Here is a 16,365-nt window from a genome sequence, read left to right on the forward strand (position 1 = left end):
CCCGTCGTTCAGACGTCGTACGTGTCCCGGAGCACCGCGTCCACCTCGGCGGTGCTGGTGAAGTCCTGGACGACCTTCACGGGCCGTCCCACATCCCCCAGAGTCCTGGCGATCTCACGGGAGGTGAGCAGGGCCACGGCCTCGGACGCCTTGCCCTTCGCGGAGATGGTGTCCGTGGCCTCCACGGTGACGAACCTCGACCACCCCCAGCGGTCCAGCACCTGCTCCAGGGTGTTCTTGAGGAACAGGCTGGTGCCCACGCCGTTGCCGCAGACCGTGAGGATCTTGTGCAGCGAGACCGCACGGGGCGCGGAGGCGGTGGGCGGCTCGGGGGTGGCGGACGCTTCGGGAGCGGTGGCCGTCTCGGAGCCGTCCTTCGGCCGTTCCCCGGCGAGTACGGCGTGCAGCGCCTTCGGGGTGGGCGCCTCCGCCAGGGCGGCCGCGGTGGCGGGATCGCCCAGGAGCCGTGCCAGGCTCGCCATCGCGGAGGTGTGCGCGGCCGAGTCCTGGGCGGCCAGGGCGACGACGAGGGTGACGGGGTCGTTGGACTCATGCCCGAATTCCACGGGCTCGGCGAGCCGGACCCAGGACATCCCGGTCCTGAGCACTGCCGGGGACGGCCGGGAGTGGGCGAACGCCACCCCCGGAGCGATGACGATGTACGGCCCGTTCTCCTCGACGTTGGCGACCATCTCGCCGGTGTACTCGTCGGTGGTGGCGCCCGTTTCCACCATGAGCCGGCCGGCCGCGCCTATCGCCTCACGCCAGTCGGCCGCCCGGACGTCGAGCCGGACGGCTTCGACGGGCAGCAGGTCTTTCAGGTCTTCCATGCAGGTCATCATGCCTGACATGCCTATGTCACACAGCCCCCGGGGGCAGATCCGGAACGACAGCCTCCGCATCGTCCGGCAAGCATACGAACACCAGAGCCGCGAGCGCCTCGCACCCCCCTGCGGCCATCAGAGCACCGGGCAGCGACCAGGTGGCGAGTGGACCGGCGAAGGCCGCGCCCACGGCGAAGCCGCTGATCTTCAGGCTGGCGCCGGTGGTGAACACCTGGCCGCGCAGCCGCTCGGGCGCCTCCCGGTGGCGCACCGCGAACAGGGCCGTGAGCTGGGGGCCTTCGGCGGCCCCGGCGAGCAACACGGCGGCGATCACCGCGACCGGGTGTCCGGTGGCCGCGAGCAGCGGCGCGAGGACGAGCAGCAGAGCTCCGCCGAGGAGCACGGTGTCCGGACGCGGCGGGCGGGGGCGGCGGGCGAGCACCGCGTTGGCCACGAGGGCGGATGCGGCGGTGGCGGACAGCAGCAGGGCGCCGCGGTCGGCGCCGCCGAACACGGCCGCGCCGAGGAGCGGACAGCAGGTGAGCAGCGCGCCCTGGCCGACGCAGGAGACGACGGAGGTGGCGGTGGCACGGGCCAGGGGCCGGTTGCGGGCGATGGCACGCAGTCCGGCGGTGAGATCGGCGACGACCGACGTGGCCGATGGCCGGACCGGGGCGGGCGGCGGAGGCGCGGGGAGCGCCCAGGCGGCGGGCAGCGCGAGGCCGATCAGCGCGATGGACACCGCCACGGCGGCCGGAGCCCCGGCCGCCCCCGCCACGGCCCCGGCCAGTGCGGGCCCCACCAGCGCGGCGAGGCTGAATGTCATCGCGTCGAGTGCGTTGGCCCGGGGCAGGGCCCACTGCGGTGCCACCCGCGGTAGCTGGGAGGTCCATCCGCCGGACAGGGCCGGTCCCAACAGCCCCGCGCCCACCGCGAGAAGGACCGTGAGGGCGAACGGCAGCCGCCCCAGGCCCAGGAGGATCACGGTCAGCGCCACCGCGTAGAGGGCGAGTGCCGCGGCCAGCAGCCGGCCCGGCCGGGCGGAGCGGTCGAGCAGTACCCCGAAGAGCGGTCCGCCGACCGCCGCCGCGATCATGATGCCCGCCAGCAGCGACGAGCCCGAGGAGGCCGAACCGGTGAGCGCCGGTCCGGCCAGCAGCAGCGCGGGCCCGGACATCTCGTCCCCCGCGCGGGCGGCGGCCGCCCCGCCCAGATAGCACCCCATCGCGTAACGCCCTGGCATGCGGATCACGTTATGGGGGTAACGCAAATATTCGCCAGGTGCGTTACATTGGCCTCGTGTCACCACCCTCGAACGACGACCGGCCGATCCGGCTTTCGGTGCGGGACACCGCCCGGCGCACCGCCGCCCTCGTCAACGCCCTGACCGCGGAGCCGAGTCCGGATCCCCGCGCGATCGCCGGGGTCCTGCTCGACCACGGTGAGCCCGGCCCGGTCGAGCTCACCACCGGTGATGTCGCGGGCATGCGCACCGCCGCGCTGCGGCTGCGCGAGGTGTTCGCCGCCGAGCATGTCGACGCCGCCGCCGGGGTGCTGAACCGGCTGCTGCGGGAGGGCACGGGTCCGCTCCGGCTCAGCTCGCATGACGGCCGTTCGCCCTGGCATCCACACCTGGACAGCGATGACGAGGCGCCCTGGGGCGAATGGTTCCTCGCCTCCTCGTGCATGGCGCTGACCGTGCTGATCTGGGACGGTCAGCGCCCGCCCGGCGGCCTGTGCTCCTCCCCCGGCTGCGGCGATGTCTTCCTCACCGTGGGCAGCGGACCGGAGCGCCGCTACTGCTCACGCCGGTGCGCGACCCGTGAGCGGGTGGCCGCCCACCGGCGCGCCAAGGCCGGGCCCCGATCCCCGTAAGAGCCCCGGGGCGGCGCCGGTCGGGTCAGCCGGTGGGCATCGCGTACGGCATGTCCCCCCGCGTGGGGTCCTGGGCATGCCGTGCCCGCCGTCCGGTGCGGGAGCCGAGCCAGCCGAGCAGAAAACCGGCGGGAATGGTGACCAGGCCCGGGTTACGGAGCGGGAACCAGTGGAAGTCGCGCTCGGGGAAGACCGCGAGCGGGTTGCCGGAGACCGCCGGGGAGAAGGCCATGGTCACGGCGGTGAGGAGGAGTCCTCCGTACAGCGCCCAGCGCAGTCCGTTCACCGTGAAGCCGCGCCACAGGGTGCCGTAGAGCACGATCGGCAACAGGGCCGAGGCGGCGGCCGCGAAGGTGAAGGAGATCAGGACCTGCCGGTTCCAGTGCTGGGTCACGATGGCGAGGACGACGGCCACGACGCCGACCACCACGATGGCCGTACGGGCGGCGGCCAGCTCCCGGTTCGCCGAGAGCCTGCCCTTGAAGACGACCTTGGCCAGGACGTCATGGGCGACGGAGGCCGCGGCGGCCAGGGTCAGACCGGCGACCGCCGCGAGGGTGGTGGCGACGACCGCGCAGGCCACGACGGAGAAGAGCAGGCTGCGGTGGGCCTCCTGCGCCGCCGGGTCCAGGGCGAGGGTCAGCAGGAGTAGCGAGTCGCTGCCGGTGGGGTCGGAGGCGCGCAGGGCGCGGGCGCCGACGACGGCGGTGGCTCCGGCGCCCACGATCACGATCAGCCCGAGAATGGTGGTGACCGCGCCCACCGCCCAGGTGGTGGCGGCGCGAGCGGCCCGCATACCGCGGATCGGGTGGAGCCGCATGGTGAGATGCGGCATGCAGGCCGCGCCGACGGCGAGGGTGAGCTGGACGCTGATGACATCCAGGCGGCCGCTGAAGGAGTCGCCGTACTGACGGCCGGACTGCCAGAAGCCGTCGCCGTAGCCGCTGGCGTCGGCCGCGGCGTCGAAGAGGGTGAACGGGTTCCATGAGAAGCGCTTCAGCACCAGACAGGCGAGCAGGACGAACGCGGCGAGCAGCAGCACCGTCTTGAGGATCTGAATGAATCCGGTGCCCTTCATCCCGCCGAGGGCGGCGTAGCAGACCATGAGCGAGCCGATGAAGACGGTGCAGCCGGTGACCGCGCCGCTTCCCGGGATGCCGAGCAGCACCGCCAGCATGGCGCCGGCGCCGTTGAGCTGGACCAGCAGCAGCGGCATGACGACCACCAGCACCACGACGGCGGTGCCGATGCGGGCGGGGCGTTCGCTCAGCCGCTCGGAGAGGACGTCGCCGAGGGTGAACCGCCCCCGTCCGCACAGCGGTCCGGAGAGGACGAGCATGAACAGCAGGATGGAGAGCACGGTGGACGAGGCGATGAGCACCCCGTCGAATCCGGCCAGGGCGATGGTGCCGGTGGTGCTGAGCACGGTGGCGGCGGAGATGTAGTCACCCGCGATGGCCAGGCCGTTCTGCATCGGACTGAGCCCGCCGGTGCCGAGGTAGAACTCGGTGGGGTCGTCATTGCCGGTGGCCGCGAGGATGCACAGCAGGAACGAGATGGCCATGAAGCCCGCGAAGAGCACGAACGCGAGCGTTCTGGGATCGAGGAAGCTCACCCCTCCCCCTCCCCCGTCGTGGCGGTGGACCGGCGGTGGGCCCGGGCCAGGACGGTGAGCAGCACCGCTGTGTCCAGGCCGATCAGCATGGCACCCACGGTGAACCCGCCGCCCGCGCCGAGGTTGACGACGCCTTCGGCGGCACAGTTCACCACCACGGCGGCCACATGGCAGGCGAGCGCGGTGCAGGCCGCCCGCGCCGGCCAGGGCCACGGCCGCTGCCACGGAGTGCGCCGCGCGGGCGGAGGCGGTGCCGTGGGGCGGGGCGGCATGGTGATGGTGCGGCGCGTGGTGCGGGGCTCGAGGTGCGGTACGGACGCACGCCAGGGCTGGTCGTAGTCGGACATGTCGCGGCTCCTTGTGCGGGTTCCGCCCCATGTCACAGGGGCGGAGTCGCCACGACAGCAGGTCAGCACGGTCGCGTACAGCCCAACCGGCGGACCGTGTGACGGGTGCACATGATCGGTCGAGGGCCGTTGTGCACGCCCACATCACCTCAGGCCGAGGGGTGCTGCTCAGGGTGTCAGCAGCCGGTGCGCGGACAGCGCGAGCGACAACTCCACGACCTCTCGGGGGTGGTCCAGCGAACACCCGGTCAACTGCTCATAGCGGCGCAGCCGGTTGAGCACCGTGTTGCGGTGGCAGAACAGCAGCTCGCCCGTGCGGCGCGCCGATCCTCCGCCCTCCAGCCAGGCGGCCAGCGTCGTCAGCAGCATCTCCCGGTCGGCGGACTCCAGCGCCAGGACGGGTCCGAGCATCCGGTCGGCGAGCGCGGCGCCGAGGTCCGGGGAGGACACCACCAGCGCCTCCGGATAGCGCTCGTCCAGCAGCGCCGCCTCCCCGGCGGCCGGGCGGGTGCGCAGCGCCGTATCGGCGAGCCAGCGGGCCGTGTTCACCGCGGCGAGACCGGACACGGCGGGGCTGACCCCGGCCCGGGCGCCGGGCGGCACCTCCAGCCCGCGCACCAGCCGCTCCGCGCCGGCGTCGCCGAGCAGCACGATGGCGTGGGCGGTGCCCTCCGCCGCATGCCAGACCGTGCGGAGTCCCGCGCACACCGTGGCGGGGTGCGGCGCCCTGGACGAGGTGTCGGCGTCCTCCAGCGCCACGACCGCGTAACGCCCCTGCTCGGGAAGGCCGAGGGCCTCCTCCGCCTCGGGGAAGTCGCTCACCCGGGCGGTGCCGTCGAGCAGGGCCGCGACGATGATCCGGTAGCGATTCTCCCGGTGCCAGGAGAGCTGCCGCTCGACCTCCTGATACGCCGTGGCGACGAGGGTGCAGTGCTCGTCGACGAAGTTCCATACGTCGGCGGCGACGTGGACCAGCGACTGGGCGCCGAGCGGGTCCTCCTTCGAGGCGGTCTCCAGAAGCTGCTCCCACACGACGGTGCAGCCGATGCGATACGCGTGCAGCAGCGCGTCCAGCGGAAAGCCCTGGGCGGCGCGGTCGGTGCCGATCCGCCACGCGCAGGACCTGGCCGATTCGCGCGTCTCCTTGGGGTGCACCAGCGAGCGCACATTGTTGCTGAGCGAGTCGTGGACCTCCCGCCACACCTCATGCGGATCGAGGGAGGGCGACCGGTAGGCGGGTTCCCGCTCCTTCATCAGCGCGACGATACGGTCCGCCAGCCGGGGCACCTCCTCGATGAGCACCCGGGCGGCGCGGTGCAGCAGCGCCACGGTCTCGGCATCGGCCCGCGACCGGATCGGCGGACGGGCGGCGGGCATCCGTGGCGGCGTCCGCCCCCGGTCGGCGGACAGGCGGGGGACGGGGCGGCCCATGGCGGGGACGGAAGCGCGGGAGCCGGTGACTGGGTGCATGAACGTTCCTCCACCTGTGACGGGCAATGCGCAGCTCGACGCGGCAGCGTGAGGCCACGGCCAGGTTAGATACCAGAGCCTGCCCCGCTATTGCACCATCGACATACCGGCGGGTCGGTGGCTTCCGCGAATTCTCCTGCGCGCCCGGCCGGTGGCGGCGCGCAGCCGCAGCGCGGTGTGGGTCGCGGCGCGGACCGGCATCGCGGGCCGCCCAACGCCGAGCGCCCGGCGCAGCTCCTCGTCCAGGAGGCTGTCGGCGGCGCTGCCCGCGAGCGGGCCGAGCACACCGGGGACACGCCCGGCGAGCAGATCCCTGGTGGCCGCCCACAGTGCGTGGGCCTCGGGGGTGAAGGTGAAGTGGGCCCGCTCGAAGGCCTCCGTCCACGCCTCGAACTCCCGCCGGTCCGGCGGGACGTCCGGAATGCCCATCCGCTCGGCGAGGGCGAGATAGAAGGTGTGGGACGCGTCCCGTTCGGCGTCGGTGGGAGCCCGCCAGGCATAGGCGGCGCACCAGCGCATCGGGGCGAGGTCGAAGCAGGCCAGCACATAGCGATAGGCGTCGTCGCTGATGGCCCACGGGGCGTGCAGACACTTCAGCGCGGTCACGGTCCGCTCGCCCTCCTCGCCGTCCAGACCGTGGCGGAACATCCGATACATCAACTCGCCGGTCGCCTTGGCGCGGGCCCGGGTGTGCCGGGTCATCCGGCCGGTGGCAGTGAGCACCCGAGCGATCTCCGGCACCGCGAAGGTACGGCAGAACCCCAGGTTGAGCCCCATCTTCAGATCCTGGGCGAAGGTATCGAACGCCACCCGGCGGTAGATCTCCTCGGCCTGCCGCAGCGCGGTGGGCGGCGGCGTCATCGTCGGCCTGCCTCGAGGACCTCATGGCGGCACAGGGCTTCCGCGACCGTATTGACTTCGGCCAGGTCCCCGCCGGCCGGCAACGATTCGACGTCGGCGGAGGCAAGGACGTACGGCCGCGCCCCGCCCTCGCTCGACACCAGGGCCCGCACATCACGGAGGCGGCGTTCACCGCGGCGGGGATTGTCGTGGACTGCGGGCATGGGGCCACCGTACTGGCGCTCACGGGATATGCTGTCGATCACTTGAATCTTCGGGGGGAGAGTTCCGCATGCTCGATCGTCTGGCGGTCCATGAGCTGATCCACCGCTGGTGGTTCGCCTTCGACGAAGGGCAGTTCGACGTCTGGCCCGAGCTGCTGACCGAGGATGTCCACATCACCTCCCGCTCGGACACCGGGAAGTCCCCGTACGAGGAGTTCATCGCCTCCGACAACCGGGGCCGCGAGCAGGTGATCGCCTGGCAGCGGCAGCACCGCGAGGCGGCCGGCTACCCGCTGCGCCACAACGCCTCGAACATCCACATCGAGCGGGTCGACGGCGATGACATCTCGGTGGTGTCGTATATGTACACCACCAACCTCACCGAGGGTCAGGTGACTCCGATCGCCAGCGGGGTGGTCCGCTGCGTGGTCCGGTCCGACGGCGCCGCCTACCGTCTCGCGGAGCTCCATACCGTGCTGGACACCCACGCGGTGGCGTTCACCGAGCGCTAGGGGTCGATACGACGATCGCGGCGGCCACCCTCCCAGAAGGTGGCCGCCGCTCCCCCGTGTGTTTCCCCCGTCGGCTGTGCCGACGCGGACTTTCGGCCTTACCAGCCCTTGGTCACGCGGTGGGCCTTGAGGGATCCGCAGTTCGATCCGTACGTCCAGGTGGACTGGTTGTCGATGCCCCCGGCCCAGTCCACGCACTTACCGCGCCCGTCGCCGTACACCGGGCCCGCGTACGAGGTGTACGCGCCGCCGTCCTCGGCCGACTCGTCGGCGCCCTGAACGTACAGGTAGGCGAACATCGGAACCGCCTTGCCCGTGGCGTTCCGGACGGTGACCACGCAGTTCTTGCCCTTGGCGGAGTTGTAGGTGAGGAAGACGGTGCCTTTGGAGCTGATGGGCGCCGAGTTCACCACCTTGTACCCGCTGCCACACACCCCGTTGTACGCGGCCTTGGTGGCGGCCGATGCCTGCGGCGTCAGGGCCACGGTGCCCGCGATGGCGGTGGCGAGCACCGCGGTGGCGGCCATACGGCGAGAAAGATTCATTTGTCCCCCTTAATGATTCTTCATGGGCGTAGGCGCTGTTTGCGTCTGACTAGGGAGACATGTTGGGGTCGCGGATGGTTGTACGGCATTCCACGACGGCTTCCGGCGGGCCGTTGAACGCCCGGTCCGGGCTTCCCGTATTCGACGGGACGGGCGACACGCCCGTCGTCGCACCGACCCGGAGGGCCGCCGGATGACCTCGTATCGCACCGCCGCCGTGGGCGCTCTTCTCGGGGCCCTTCCCTGCCTGTTCACGGCGCTGGCCGCACAGCCCGCCCAGGCGCACGGGGCGCCGACGGACCCGGTGAGCCGGACGTTCGCCTGCTCCCCCGAGGGCGGGGGCGCGGCGCGGTCGGCGGCGTGCCGGGCGGCTCGGGCCGCCAACGGCCCGGAGGCGGCGGACTGGGACAACCTGCGTATCGCGGGGGTGGCGGGCAGGGACCGGGAGCGGGTCCCGGACGGGAAGCTGTGCAGCGGCGGTCTGGAGGCGTACCGGGGGCTGGACCTGGCGCGCCCCGACTGGCCTTCGACGCGGCTGTCGGCCGGGGCCGATCTCACCCTCACCTACCGGTCGACGATCCCGCACACGGGGACCTTCGAGCTGTATCTCACCAAGGAGGGCTACGATCCCGCGCGGCCGCTGAAGTGGTCGGACCTGGAGGCGAAGCCGTTCGCCACGGCCAAGGACCCCGCACTGGTCGACGACGCGTACCGCATCAAGGCCACGCTGCCCGCCGACCGGACCGGCCGTCAGCTGCTCTATACGATCTGGCGGAACACCAGCACTCCGGACACCTACTACTCCTGCTCCGATGTGGTGCTGGGCGCCGGGGCCCCCTCGTCGGAGGCCCCCTCGTCGGAGGCCGCCGCGGCGCCGTCCCGGGCCGCCACCTCGCCGTCCCAGGACGCCTCGGCGGCCTCCCGCGCCACCTCCGCCACTTCCGCCGCCTCCGCCACTTCCGAGGAGGACGACGGCGGCAGCACTCCCGTGCTGCTCGCCGGTGGTGCGTCCGTGCTGGTGCTCGGCGCGGGTGTCGCCGCCACTGTACGGCGGCGACGCCCGAGCCGCTGACGAGCTGCTGTCACCGGTAGCCGTGGCGGGCCGTGACGTGGCGCGGGTAGTAGCGCTCGTCGGGCGCGGGCCGGTACTCCTTCCAGCGCGGGGTGTCGCCGGTGGGCTGGTCGCCGAGGACGGTCACCCGCTGTCCCCTGCGGGGTTCGGTGTAGTCGTTGACGGCCAGGTGCTGGGTGGCGCGGTTGTCCCACATCGCCACGGCGCCGGGCTGCCAGCGGTAGCGGCAGTTGAACCGGGGCGACTCGGAGTGCTCGAAGAGGTACTGCAGCAGTGCGTCGCTCTCCGGGCGGCTGAGCTGCGGGATGTGCGAGGTCCACATGCGCGTCACGTACAGGGAGCGCCTGCCGGTCTCGGGGTGGATCCGCACCACCGGGTGTTCGGCGGAGTGCTCGCCGGTCTGCGGTGTGTTGAGGACGTGGACGGCGGTGAGCCCGTCGAGGAGTTCGCGCATCGGCTCGGAGAGCGCCTCGTAGACCAGGTACTGGTTGCTCCACATGGTGTCGCCGCCGGAGGCGGGACACACCTGCAGATGGAGGATGGAGGCGACCGGCGGATTGGGCTGGAAGGTCACGTCGATATGCCACTCGTCGGCCTTGGCGCCCTGGTCCGCGTCCAGGACGACGATCTCGGGATGGCCCTCGACCTTCGGCAGGAACGGATGGACCTCCAGCTCCCCCAGCCGCCTTCCCAGGGCGATATGCGCCTCGGGGGTGAGGTGTTCCTGGCCCGGGAAGAAGACCACGAGGTGCTTGAGCAGCAACTCGTGGACGCGCTCGAAGAGTTCATCGGTGAGCTCGGTCAGATCGACACCGCGGATCTCCGCGCCGAGTGCTCCGGAGACGGGAGTCACCATCAATTCGGAAGTGGACATGCGGTAAACCGTCCTCACATGGGTTGCGGTCGGCCGGCCGGGGCGGTCGGCACTCGGTGGGCGCGCGGATCGGGGAGGAGACCGAGCTGCTGCAGCCGGTCCAGCGGGGTCAGCGGGCGCGGGCCGAGGCCCGACATGTTGTGGGTGACGGTGTGCAGCAGCCGGGGGTTGGCGCCGGTGTGACGGACGGCCCGGCGCCCGAGGACCCGGCCGCGCCACGACAGATCGGTGACCATCCGCGCCGCGTTGCCGCTGGTCCTGGCCGCCTGGGTGAGAAGGGGCGACTGCCGCTCGTGGTAGTCGCGCAGGGCGGCGTCCACCGCCGCGGCCGACATCCCGCCCGTACGCTCCAGCTGGCCCGACAGCCGCTCGGCGAGGGCACCGGCGCTGGTGATGGCGGTGTTCATGCCCTGCGCTGCCATCGGATGGACGGCGTACGCGGCCTCGCCGACCAGTGCCAGTCCGCGGCCGGCCAGCCGGGGCGACAGCAGCCGTCCGACGGGCAGCGTCTGGCGGCTGTCGAGATGGGCGAGCAAGGACGCGGTCAGCGGCTCCAGGGCGGGCACCTGGGACAGCGCCCGGGCGGCCCAGTCGGCCAGTCCGCCACGTGCCGTGACGCCGCGCAGCTCATCGGGCCCGGCCTGGAGGTAGAGCCGCAACCGGCCGCCCGGCAGCGGATAGAGCAGCCGCAGCCCCCGGTCGGTGACATACGCGGAGAAGTCGTCGGCCCGCGCGGCCGCGTCGTCGTCGCCGATGTCGAAGGAGACCAGCCGGTGCGGATAGTCGGCCCGTTTGGCCTCGATGCCCGCCCAGGACCGCAGCCGTGAGGAGATGCCGTCGGCGGCGACCACGAGTGGTGCCCGCTGCTCGTAGACCCTGCCGCCCTCGGCCAGCCGCAGCCCGGTGATCCGGCCGGAATCGTCGCGCAGCGGCGCCTCCGCGCGGACGCCCCGGCGCAGCTCGACCCCCGGCCCGAGGCTCTCGGCCAGGGCGGCGAGGATGACGGTGTGGTCATGGGCCAGCAACCACTGGTCGGGGGCGGGCAGTTGGCCGTAGTCGAGGGACATCTGCGCGGTGCCTCGCGGATCGCGGACGACCAGCCGTCCGAGCCGGACCGCGCCCTGCGCGTCGAGCCGCTTCTCCACGCCCCAGGAGCGCAGCAGGCGCAGCGCGCCCGGCTGGAGCACCTCTCCCTTGGCGATCGGGCGGACCTTCGGCTGCTTGTCGACCACCAGGACGTCCAGTCCGAGGCCGCCGAGCGCGCGGGCCGCCGCGAGACCGCCGACGCCCGCCCCGCACACGAGCACATCGGGGCTCATTTCCGGCCTCCTTCGCAGATTCCGGGGGTGCCGCCGATGCCGGGGGTGCCGAGGCTTGTGCCGGTTGGGCCGGCTGCGCCCGTGGCTTCCGCCGCTTCCGCGGAGCGGTAGTGGGCGAGGGCCCGCAGTGCCAGGCCCGCCGCGATGCCGTCGTCGGCGTAGCGGGCACAGCCGCGGACGTACTCGTTGACCGGGCCCGGGGTCCAGCCGCCGTCCGCCCGCTGGGCGTCGACGAGCCATCGGGCCGCCGCCGCGAGGGCCGGGTCGGCCGGGCTCAGCCCGGCGGCCAGCAGCCCGCGCAGCGCCCAGGCGGTCTCCTCGACGGTGCCCGGCCGGGTGCCCTCGCCCGTGCTCCACGAGCCGTCGGGGTGGCGGGTGCGCAGCAGCCAGTCCCTGGCCCGGGCCGCCGCCCGGTGGTGTTCCCCGGTGCGGCCCGCCCGGCTGAGCGCCTCCAGCGCCGCGGCGGTGCCGGGGGTGCCGCCGCGGTACCACATGGCCTCGAACGATCCGTCGGGTCGCTGGCGGCCGAGCAGCCAGCGCACCGCCTTGGCCACGCGCGAGTCGTCGGCCCCGGCCCCGGAGTCGAGCAGGGCGCCCACGACCTTGGCGGTCATCTGGGGGCAGGGTCCGAAGCCGCCCGGTTTGCTGTTCCGTACGGCGAGGCTCCAGGACCCGGCCGCGTCCTGGGCGGCGGTCAGCCACCCCAGTCCGGCGCGGACATGGCGGTCGTCCGCGCCGCCGGGCAGCTTCAGCAGGATGGCGCTGGACTCGGCCGTCTCCAGGGCCATCGGCCAGCTACGGGGGCTGGAGAACCCCCAGTAGCCGGCCGGGCAGCCGAGGGCGTCGAACGGCTCGGGCTGCTGGTGGCGTTGGAGCATCTCGCGGGTGCCGATCAGCTGCGGGTCGTCGGCGTGACCGGCTTCGATCAGCGCGGCGGTGGCGAAGTTCGTCCAGGTCACATCGAGGGGCATCAGATCCCAGGAGCCGTCGGGGTTCGCCGCCGAGCGGAGCCAGCGGGCGGCGGCGCGGACCAGGCCGGGCGCCTGGCCGGAGCGGGCGAGGCCGAGGCAGATGAGTCCGGTGAGCCAGGGGTCGGTGCTGAACCCGCCGGTGGCGCCCTCGCGTTCGTACGCGTCGTGGACGATCGCCAAAGCCCTGGGCCGGGCCAGCCGGTCCAGGGCGCGGCCGGCCGGGCCGCGGCGGCGGTGAGCGGACTGGGCGAGCGCCTGACTCGCGTAGATCGGCAACCGCAGGCTCAGCAGGCGGCGGCTGAGGCCGGGGAAGAGCAGCAGTTCCAGGGGGAGCCGTCGCTGGGCACCCTCGTGGGGCAGTCCGGCGAAGGTGTGGAACTGGCGGATGAGGGCGGTCATCGCGGGTTCCGGGACGGCCCCGGAGCCGCCCAACTCGTCGAACCGGGCCCGTGCGGCGTGTACGGCCGACGCCGCCCGGCGGGGGGCGAGCAGGTGGAGCGCCGCGGCGGCGAGCGCGGTGGTGAGGGGTTCGGTGGGCACTCCGCGCATGGCCCAGCCGCCGTCGTCCCGCTGGGTCTCGCACAGCCAGGTGACACCGCGCTCGATGGTCTCGGCCGAGCCCTCCGGATCGGCGAAGTGGAGTGCGGTGAGGGCTCCGGCGGTGTTCAGCGGGGAGGCGTGGTGCGCGCCGAAGACGAAGGCGCCGTCGTCGCGCCGGTGGGCGAGGAGCGCCTCGGTACCGGCGGTGACGGCCGTGCCGACGCTCTCGGTCAAGGCGGAAGCGGGCATGGGAGCGGACCCTTCTGCTGGTGGCGCGCGGTGATTCAGGGGCGTGGATCGGGGAGGGTGGGCCCGCCGTCGGCCAGGGGGGCGGGGAATTCATGCCGGGACCGCATCCGGCTCTGGGTGATGACGCTGACCGTGAGGAGCGGCGTCAGCAGCGCCAGGGCGGGCGCCGCACCGGCGCCCGCGGCCACCACCGCCGCGGCCAGCACCAGGCGTTCGGCGACGAGGACGGCGTGGGCGCGCAGGGCCAGCGCGGGGGCGGGGTCCCCCGGTGACCGCAGCAGCAGTCCGAAGGCGCCCGCGCCGCACAGCGCCGCCGCCGACAGCAGCACGAGATAGCCGGCCGTGTCCCCCGGCACCAGCCCGGTGGCGGCGCAGGCCACCGCCACGGCGGCCAGATACAGCGCGGCCGCGGTGTGGGTGGCGCGCCGGACACCCTGGCGCACCGGCACGGTGGCGTAGCCGCCCTCGCGGTCGCCGTCGACGTCGCGGAGGGTGCCGACGAGGTTGGACGCGGTGTCATGGGCCAGGAAGACCAGGGCGAAGGGCAGCGCCCGCCACGGTGGCCACGGCTGGACGGCCATCGCGCCGAAGAGCACGGTGAGCGCGGTCAGCACGCCGCGTATGAAATTGCCCGACAGGCCACGCCCCTTGAGCACCCGGCTGTAGGCCACGATGCCCGCCATGGCGGCGGCGGCCACGGCCACGGCGCGCCAGTTGGCCCACAGGGCCAGCGCGGCCACGGCGATGGCGCAGCCGATGCCCGTGGCCACGGCGGCTCGTGGGCTCAACCGGCCGGAGGGGATGGGTCGTTGGGGCTTGCTGAGCGCGTCGAGGTCACGGTCGTAGTAGTCGCCGAGATAGTGGCCGGCGACCCAGCCGAGGGTCGGCGCCGCCCAGGCCACCACCAACTGCCCCGTGGTGGGGTGTGATCCGGCGAGGGTGGCTCCGGCGAGGCCGACCAGCCCGGGATACCACAGGGTGTACGGGCGCCAGGTCTGCAGATGGGCCAGGAGTGCGGTGCGCGGGGCAGCCACGGTGTCACCGGTCCCGGCTGACCGACAGATCGGCCACCGCCGCGAGTACGGCGGTGGCCCGGGAGCGGGGCAGCTCCGCCAGACAGGACTTGGCCCGGTCCGCCTGGGCGGTGGCCTGGTCCCGGGCGGCGTCGAGCGCGCCGGTCGTCTCCAGCAGTTCGTGCACGGTCCGCAGCGCGTCGGCGGCGGGCAGGGCGCCGCCGAGCGCCGCCTCCAGCCGGGCGCGGCCCGGGGCGCCGGCCATGGCGTGGCAGAGCAGGACGGGGAAGGTGGGGCGGGCGGCCACGATGTCGCTGAGGGCGGACTTGCCGGTGGTGCGGGGGTCACTGGTGTACGGCAGCAGGTCGTCGTGCATCTGGAAGGCCAGCCCCAGATGTTCGGCGTAGGCGGTGAGCGCGTGCTGCTGGGCGGGGGTTCCGCCGCCCAGGATCGCCCCGCCCCGGCAGGCGGCCCGGAACAGCGCCCCGGTCTTCAGGGAGCTCATGGTGAGATACCGGTCGAGTCCGCAGCCGAGGTCGCCGCGGAGTTCGCCCTCCATCGCCTGGCCGCGGCACAGGTCGACGCCCGCCCGGGCGAAGACCCGCACGGCACCGAGGACCCGGCCCGGCGGCAGCCCGCCCGCCTCTTCGGCGCCGTCGGTGAGCACGCCGAACATGCCCAGCATCAGGGCGTCCCCGGTCACGATGGCGTCGGCGGTGCCGTAGCGCGCCACGACGGACGGACGGCCCCGCCGCATCGCGTCGTCGTCGATGACATCGTCGTGGACGAGCGATCCCACATGGAGGTACTCCACGCTCAGCGCGGCCGGGACGACGGCCGGTCCGCCGCCGCCCACCGCCTCGGCCGACTCCATGAGGAGCAGCGGGCGCAGCAGCTTCCCCGCCGGGAGCAGGGCGTACCGGGAGATCTGGTGGAGGCGTTCGGCCTCCGGCGGCCAGCGCCGGTCGAGCTCGCGCAGCAGGAGCTCCATGGTCGGCGCGGCCTCCGCCAGCGGGTCGGCCACATCGGTGACCGCGACGTCGGGCGGCGTCATACGGACGCCTCCCGGTACTTCCCGGCGAGCTCCGCGAACGCCTGGTTGGCGACGGGCTCGGCGACGGTCACCCGTACCCCTTCGCCCGGTTTGCCGCAGACCACCACGCCGTGGTCCGCGCAGAACTGGGTGAAGCGCTCCACACCGGAGGTCATGGGCAGCCACAGGAAGTTGCCCTGGCTCGCGGGCGCCTCCCAGCCCTGGTCGAGCAGGGTCCGGTGGAGCCGGTCGCGCTCCTCGGCGGTCTCGGCGCACTGCCGGAGCACCTGCTCCTGGGCGCCGAGCGCGGCGATGGCGGCCTCCTGCGCCACGGCGCTCACCCGGTAGAAGGGCAGCACCGAGCGGAGCGGGGCGAGCACGGGCTCATGCGCCACGAGATAGCCGACCCGCAGGCTGAGCAGCCCGTACGACTTGGAGAACGTCCGCACCACACAGACCCGTTCATCGGCGCGGTGCAGTGCGATGCCGTCGGCGACGGCGCCGGGGTCGGCGAAGTCCCGGTACGCCTCGTCGATGACGACGGTGACATGCGCGGGGAGCCGGTCGAGGAAGCGCAGGATGCGCTCCTGGTCCAGCGCGGTGCCGGTGGGGTTGTTGGGGGTGCACAGCAGGACCATGCGGGTGCGGTCGGTGACGGCGTCGGCCATCGCCTTCAGATCGTGGTCGTATCCGGTGAGCGGCACCCGGACGGTGGTGGATCCGGCGTTGGCCGCCATCATCGGGTACGCCTCCCACGAGGGCCAGGCGTGCACCGTGTCCGTATCCGGTCCGGTGAGGGTGGAGAACAGTTGCTGGAGCAGCGCACCGGACCCCGGTCCGGCCAGCACATGTTCCGGGCGCACTCCCAGATGTCCGGCGAGGGCCTGACAGAGTCCGGTGCCGAGGGCATCCAGGGTACGGTGGGCGGTCCGCGCGGTGCGCAGGACGGCGTCCACCACTTCGGGGAGCGGGGGGTGAACGGTTTCGTTGAGCGCCATCTGGTGGAAGGGATTGTTCTCCGCGACCACCGGAGTCATGCGAT

General features: G+C 73.2%; 17 protein-coding genes. 3 read left to right on the forward strand and 14 right to left on the reverse strand.

All coding sequences use genetic code 11. The features are described 5' to 3' along the window. Nucleotides 1-8: 8 nt before the first annotated feature. Together CGL27_RS03860 and CGL27_RS03865 are read right to left on the reverse strand one after the other, a co-directional pair. Nucleotides 9-830 carry a PTS sugar transporter subunit IIA gene (locus CGL27_RS03860; protein ID WP_119984537.1) on the reverse strand — a complete coding sequence of 274 codons (822 nt, stop codon included), beginning with the start codon at nucleotides 828-830 and terminating at the stop codon, nucleotides 9-11. 28 nt (nucleotides 831-858) lie between these two features. Beyond that, nucleotides 859-2,067, reverse strand: a complete 1,209-nt coding sequence (locus tag CGL27_RS03865) for an MFS transporter (protein WP_162952864.1) — start codon at nucleotides 2,065-2,067, stop codon at nucleotides 859-861. Between the two features lie 56 nt (nucleotides 2,068-2,123). On the opposite strand from CGL27_RS03865, the gene CGL27_RS03870 reads away from it, so the two are divergent. After that, complete coding sequence (locus CGL27_RS03870; protein WP_240450339.1) at nucleotides 2,124-2,699, forward strand: CGNR zinc finger domain-containing protein; 576 nt, start codon at nucleotides 2,124-2,126, stop codon at nucleotides 2,697-2,699. 25 nt (nucleotides 2,700-2,724) lie between these two features. Here the strand turns inward: CGL27_RS03870 and CGL27_RS03875 are convergent, their stop codons facing one another. The 5 genes from CGL27_RS03875 to CGL27_RS03895 form a co-directional block, all read right to left on the reverse strand. Then, nucleotides 2,725-4,314 carry a cation acetate symporter gene (locus CGL27_RS03875; RefSeq protein WP_119984540.1) on the reverse strand — a complete coding sequence of 530 codons (1,590 nt, stop codon included), beginning with the start codon at nucleotides 4,312-4,314 and terminating at the stop codon, nucleotides 2,725-2,727. Further along, nucleotides 4,311-4,661: a hypothetical protein gene (locus tag CGL27_RS03880; RefSeq protein WP_119984542.1), complete on the reverse strand. Its 351-nt coding sequence runs from the start codon at nucleotides 4,659-4,661 to the stop codon at nucleotides 4,311-4,313. The genes CGL27_RS03875 and CGL27_RS03880 overlap by 4 nt, the downstream gene beginning before the upstream one ends. 168 nt (nucleotides 4,662-4,829) lie before the next feature. Then, nucleotides 4,830-6,131 (reverse strand): helix-turn-helix domain-containing protein, encoded by a 1,302-nt coding sequence (locus CGL27_RS03885; RefSeq protein ID WP_205587616.1) that lies wholly within the window; start codon nucleotides 6,129-6,131, stop codon nucleotides 4,830-4,832. 87 nt (nucleotides 6,132-6,218) lie between these two features. Then, on the reverse strand, nucleotides 6,219-6,992 hold the full coding sequence (locus tag CGL27_RS03890; RefSeq protein WP_119984544.1) for an oxygenase MpaB family protein: 774 nt from the start codon (nucleotides 6,990-6,992) through the stop codon (nucleotides 6,219-6,221). Then, nucleotides 6,989-7,195: a hypothetical protein gene (locus tag CGL27_RS03895; protein WP_162952865.1), complete on the reverse strand. Its 207-nt coding sequence runs from the start codon at nucleotides 7,193-7,195 to the stop codon at nucleotides 6,989-6,991. The genes CGL27_RS03890 and CGL27_RS03895 overlap by 4 nt, the downstream gene beginning before the upstream one ends. Before the next feature lie 68 nt (nucleotides 7,196-7,263). On the opposite strand from CGL27_RS03895, the gene CGL27_RS03900 reads away from it, so the two are divergent. Next, the gene (locus tag CGL27_RS03900; protein ID WP_078638478.1) at nucleotides 7,264-7,707 is read left to right on the forward strand and encodes a nuclear transport factor 2 family protein; all 444 of its coding nucleotides are present in this window, start codon (nucleotides 7,264-7,266) and stop codon (nucleotides 7,705-7,707) included. A gap of 98 nt (nucleotides 7,708-7,805) precedes the next feature. Here CGL27_RS03900 and CGL27_RS03905 read toward each other — a convergent pair whose 3' ends face one another. Next, nucleotides 7,806-8,252 (reverse strand): spore-associated protein A, encoded by a 447-nt coding sequence (locus CGL27_RS03905; RefSeq protein WP_078638479.1) that lies wholly within the window; start codon nucleotides 8,250-8,252, stop codon nucleotides 7,806-7,808. A 193-nt stretch (nucleotides 8,253-8,445) separates the two neighbouring features. Here CGL27_RS03905 and CGL27_RS03910 point away from each other — a divergent pair, with 193 nt between their 5' ends. Then, the gene (locus CGL27_RS03910) at nucleotides 8,446-9,324 is read left to right on the forward strand and encodes a lytic polysaccharide monooxygenase (RefSeq protein ID WP_119984548.1); all 879 of its coding nucleotides are present in this window, start codon (nucleotides 8,446-8,448) and stop codon (nucleotides 9,322-9,324) included. A 10-nt stretch (nucleotides 9,325-9,334) separates the two neighbouring features. Here the strand turns inward: CGL27_RS03910 and CGL27_RS03915 are convergent, their stop codons facing one another. Genes CGL27_RS03915 through CGL27_RS03940 form a run of 6 tightly spaced genes read right to left on the reverse strand, consistent with a single transcriptional unit; the run spans nucleotide 9,335 to nucleotide 16,360 of the window. Next, entirely contained in the window at nucleotides 9,335-10,198 is an 864-nt protein-coding gene (locus CGL27_RS03915) for a TauD/TfdA family dioxygenase (RefSeq protein ID WP_119984550.1), read from the reverse strand. A 14-nt stretch (nucleotides 10,199-10,212) separates the two neighbouring features. After that, the gene (locus CGL27_RS03920; RefSeq protein WP_119984552.1) at nucleotides 10,213-11,517 is read right to left on the reverse strand and encodes an NAD(P)/FAD-dependent oxidoreductase; all 1,305 of its coding nucleotides are present in this window, start codon (nucleotides 11,515-11,517) and stop codon (nucleotides 10,213-10,215) included. After that, nucleotides 11,514-13,277 carry a prenyltransferase/squalene oxidase repeat-containing protein gene (locus tag CGL27_RS03925; protein ID WP_119984554.1) on the reverse strand — a complete coding sequence of 588 codons (1,764 nt, stop codon included), beginning with the start codon at nucleotides 13,275-13,277 and terminating at the stop codon, nucleotides 11,514-11,516. Before CGL27_RS03925 ends, CGL27_RS03920 begins: the two co-directional genes overlap by 4 nt. A 35-nt stretch (nucleotides 13,278-13,312) precedes the next feature. Continuing rightward, the gene (locus CGL27_RS03930) at nucleotides 13,313-14,311 is read right to left on the reverse strand and encodes a UbiA family prenyltransferase (RefSeq protein WP_205587617.1); all 999 of its coding nucleotides are present in this window, start codon (nucleotides 14,309-14,311) and stop codon (nucleotides 13,313-13,315) included. A 4-nt stretch (nucleotides 14,312-14,315) separates the two neighbouring features. Further along, nucleotides 14,316-15,344: a polyprenyl synthetase family protein gene (locus CGL27_RS03935; RefSeq protein WP_119984556.1), complete on the reverse strand. Its 1,029-nt coding sequence runs from the start codon at nucleotides 15,342-15,344 to the stop codon at nucleotides 14,316-14,318. Next, nucleotides 15,341-16,360 (reverse strand): aminotransferase class I/II-fold pyridoxal phosphate-dependent enzyme, encoded by a 1,020-nt coding sequence (locus tag CGL27_RS03940; protein WP_240450340.1) that lies wholly within the window; start codon nucleotides 16,358-16,360, stop codon nucleotides 15,341-15,343. Before CGL27_RS03940 ends, CGL27_RS03935 begins: the two co-directional genes overlap by 4 nt. Between the last annotated feature and the right edge of the window lie 5 nt (nucleotides 16,361-16,365).

It is taken from the genome of Streptomyces sp. 11-1-2 (genome assembly GCF_003595545.1).
In the GTDB taxonomy this organism is placed as follows: domain Bacteria; phylum Actinomycetota; class Actinomycetes; order Streptomycetales; family Streptomycetaceae; genus Streptomyces; species Streptomyces hygroscopicus_B.

Coding starts and splice junctions, on each gene's coding strand:
- CGL27_RS03895 (WP_162952865.1), bottom strand. CDS start 7,195: ATGCCCGCAGTCCACGACAATCCCCGCCGCGGTGAACGCCGCCTCCGT.
- CGL27_RS03865 (WP_162952864.1), bottom strand. CDS start 2,067: ATGCCAGGGCGTTACGCGATGGGGTGCTATCTGGGCGGGGCGGCCGCC.
- CGL27_RS03910 (WP_119984548.1), top strand. CDS start 8,446: ATGACCTCGTATCGCACCGCCGCCGTGGGCGCTCTTCTCGGGGCCCTT.
- CGL27_RS03925 (WP_119984554.1), bottom strand. CDS start 13,277: ATGCCCGCTTCCGCCTTGACCGAGAGCGTCGGCACGGCCGTCACCGCC.
- CGL27_RS03880 (WP_119984542.1), bottom strand. CDS start 4,661: ATGTCCGACTACGACCAGCCCTGGCGTGCGTCCGTACCGCACCTCGAG.
- CGL27_RS03905 (WP_078638479.1), bottom strand. CDS start 8,252: ATGAATCTTTCTCGCCGTATGGCCGCCACCGCGGTGCTCGCCACCGCC.
- CGL27_RS03890 (WP_119984544.1), bottom strand. CDS start 6,992: ATGACGCCGCCGCCCACCGCGCTGCGGCAGGCCGAGGAGATCTACCGC.
- CGL27_RS03900 (WP_078638478.1), top strand. CDS start 7,264: ATGCTCGATCGTCTGGCGGTCCATGAGCTGATCCACCGCTGGTGGTTC.
- CGL27_RS03915 (WP_119984550.1), bottom strand. CDS start 10,198: ATGTCCACTTCCGAATTGATGGTGACTCCCGTCTCCGGAGCACTCGGC.
- CGL27_RS03885 (WP_205587616.1), bottom strand. CDS start 6,131: ATGCACCCAGTCACCGGCTCCCGCGCTTCCGTCCCCGCCATGGGCCGC.
- CGL27_RS03860 (WP_119984537.1), bottom strand. CDS start 830: ATGGAAGACCTGAAAGACCTGCTGCCCGTCGAAGCCGTCCGGCTCGAC.
- CGL27_RS03940 (WP_240450340.1), bottom strand. CDS start 16,360: ATGACTCCGGTGGTCGCGGAGAACAATCCCTTCCACCAGATGGCGCTC.
- CGL27_RS03935 (WP_119984556.1), bottom strand. CDS start 15,344: ATGACGCCGCCCGACGTCGCGGTCACCGATGTGGCCGACCCGCTGGCG.
- CGL27_RS03920 (WP_119984552.1), bottom strand. CDS start 11,517: ATGAGCCCCGATGTGCTCGTGTGCGGGGCGGGCGTCGGCGGTCTCGCG.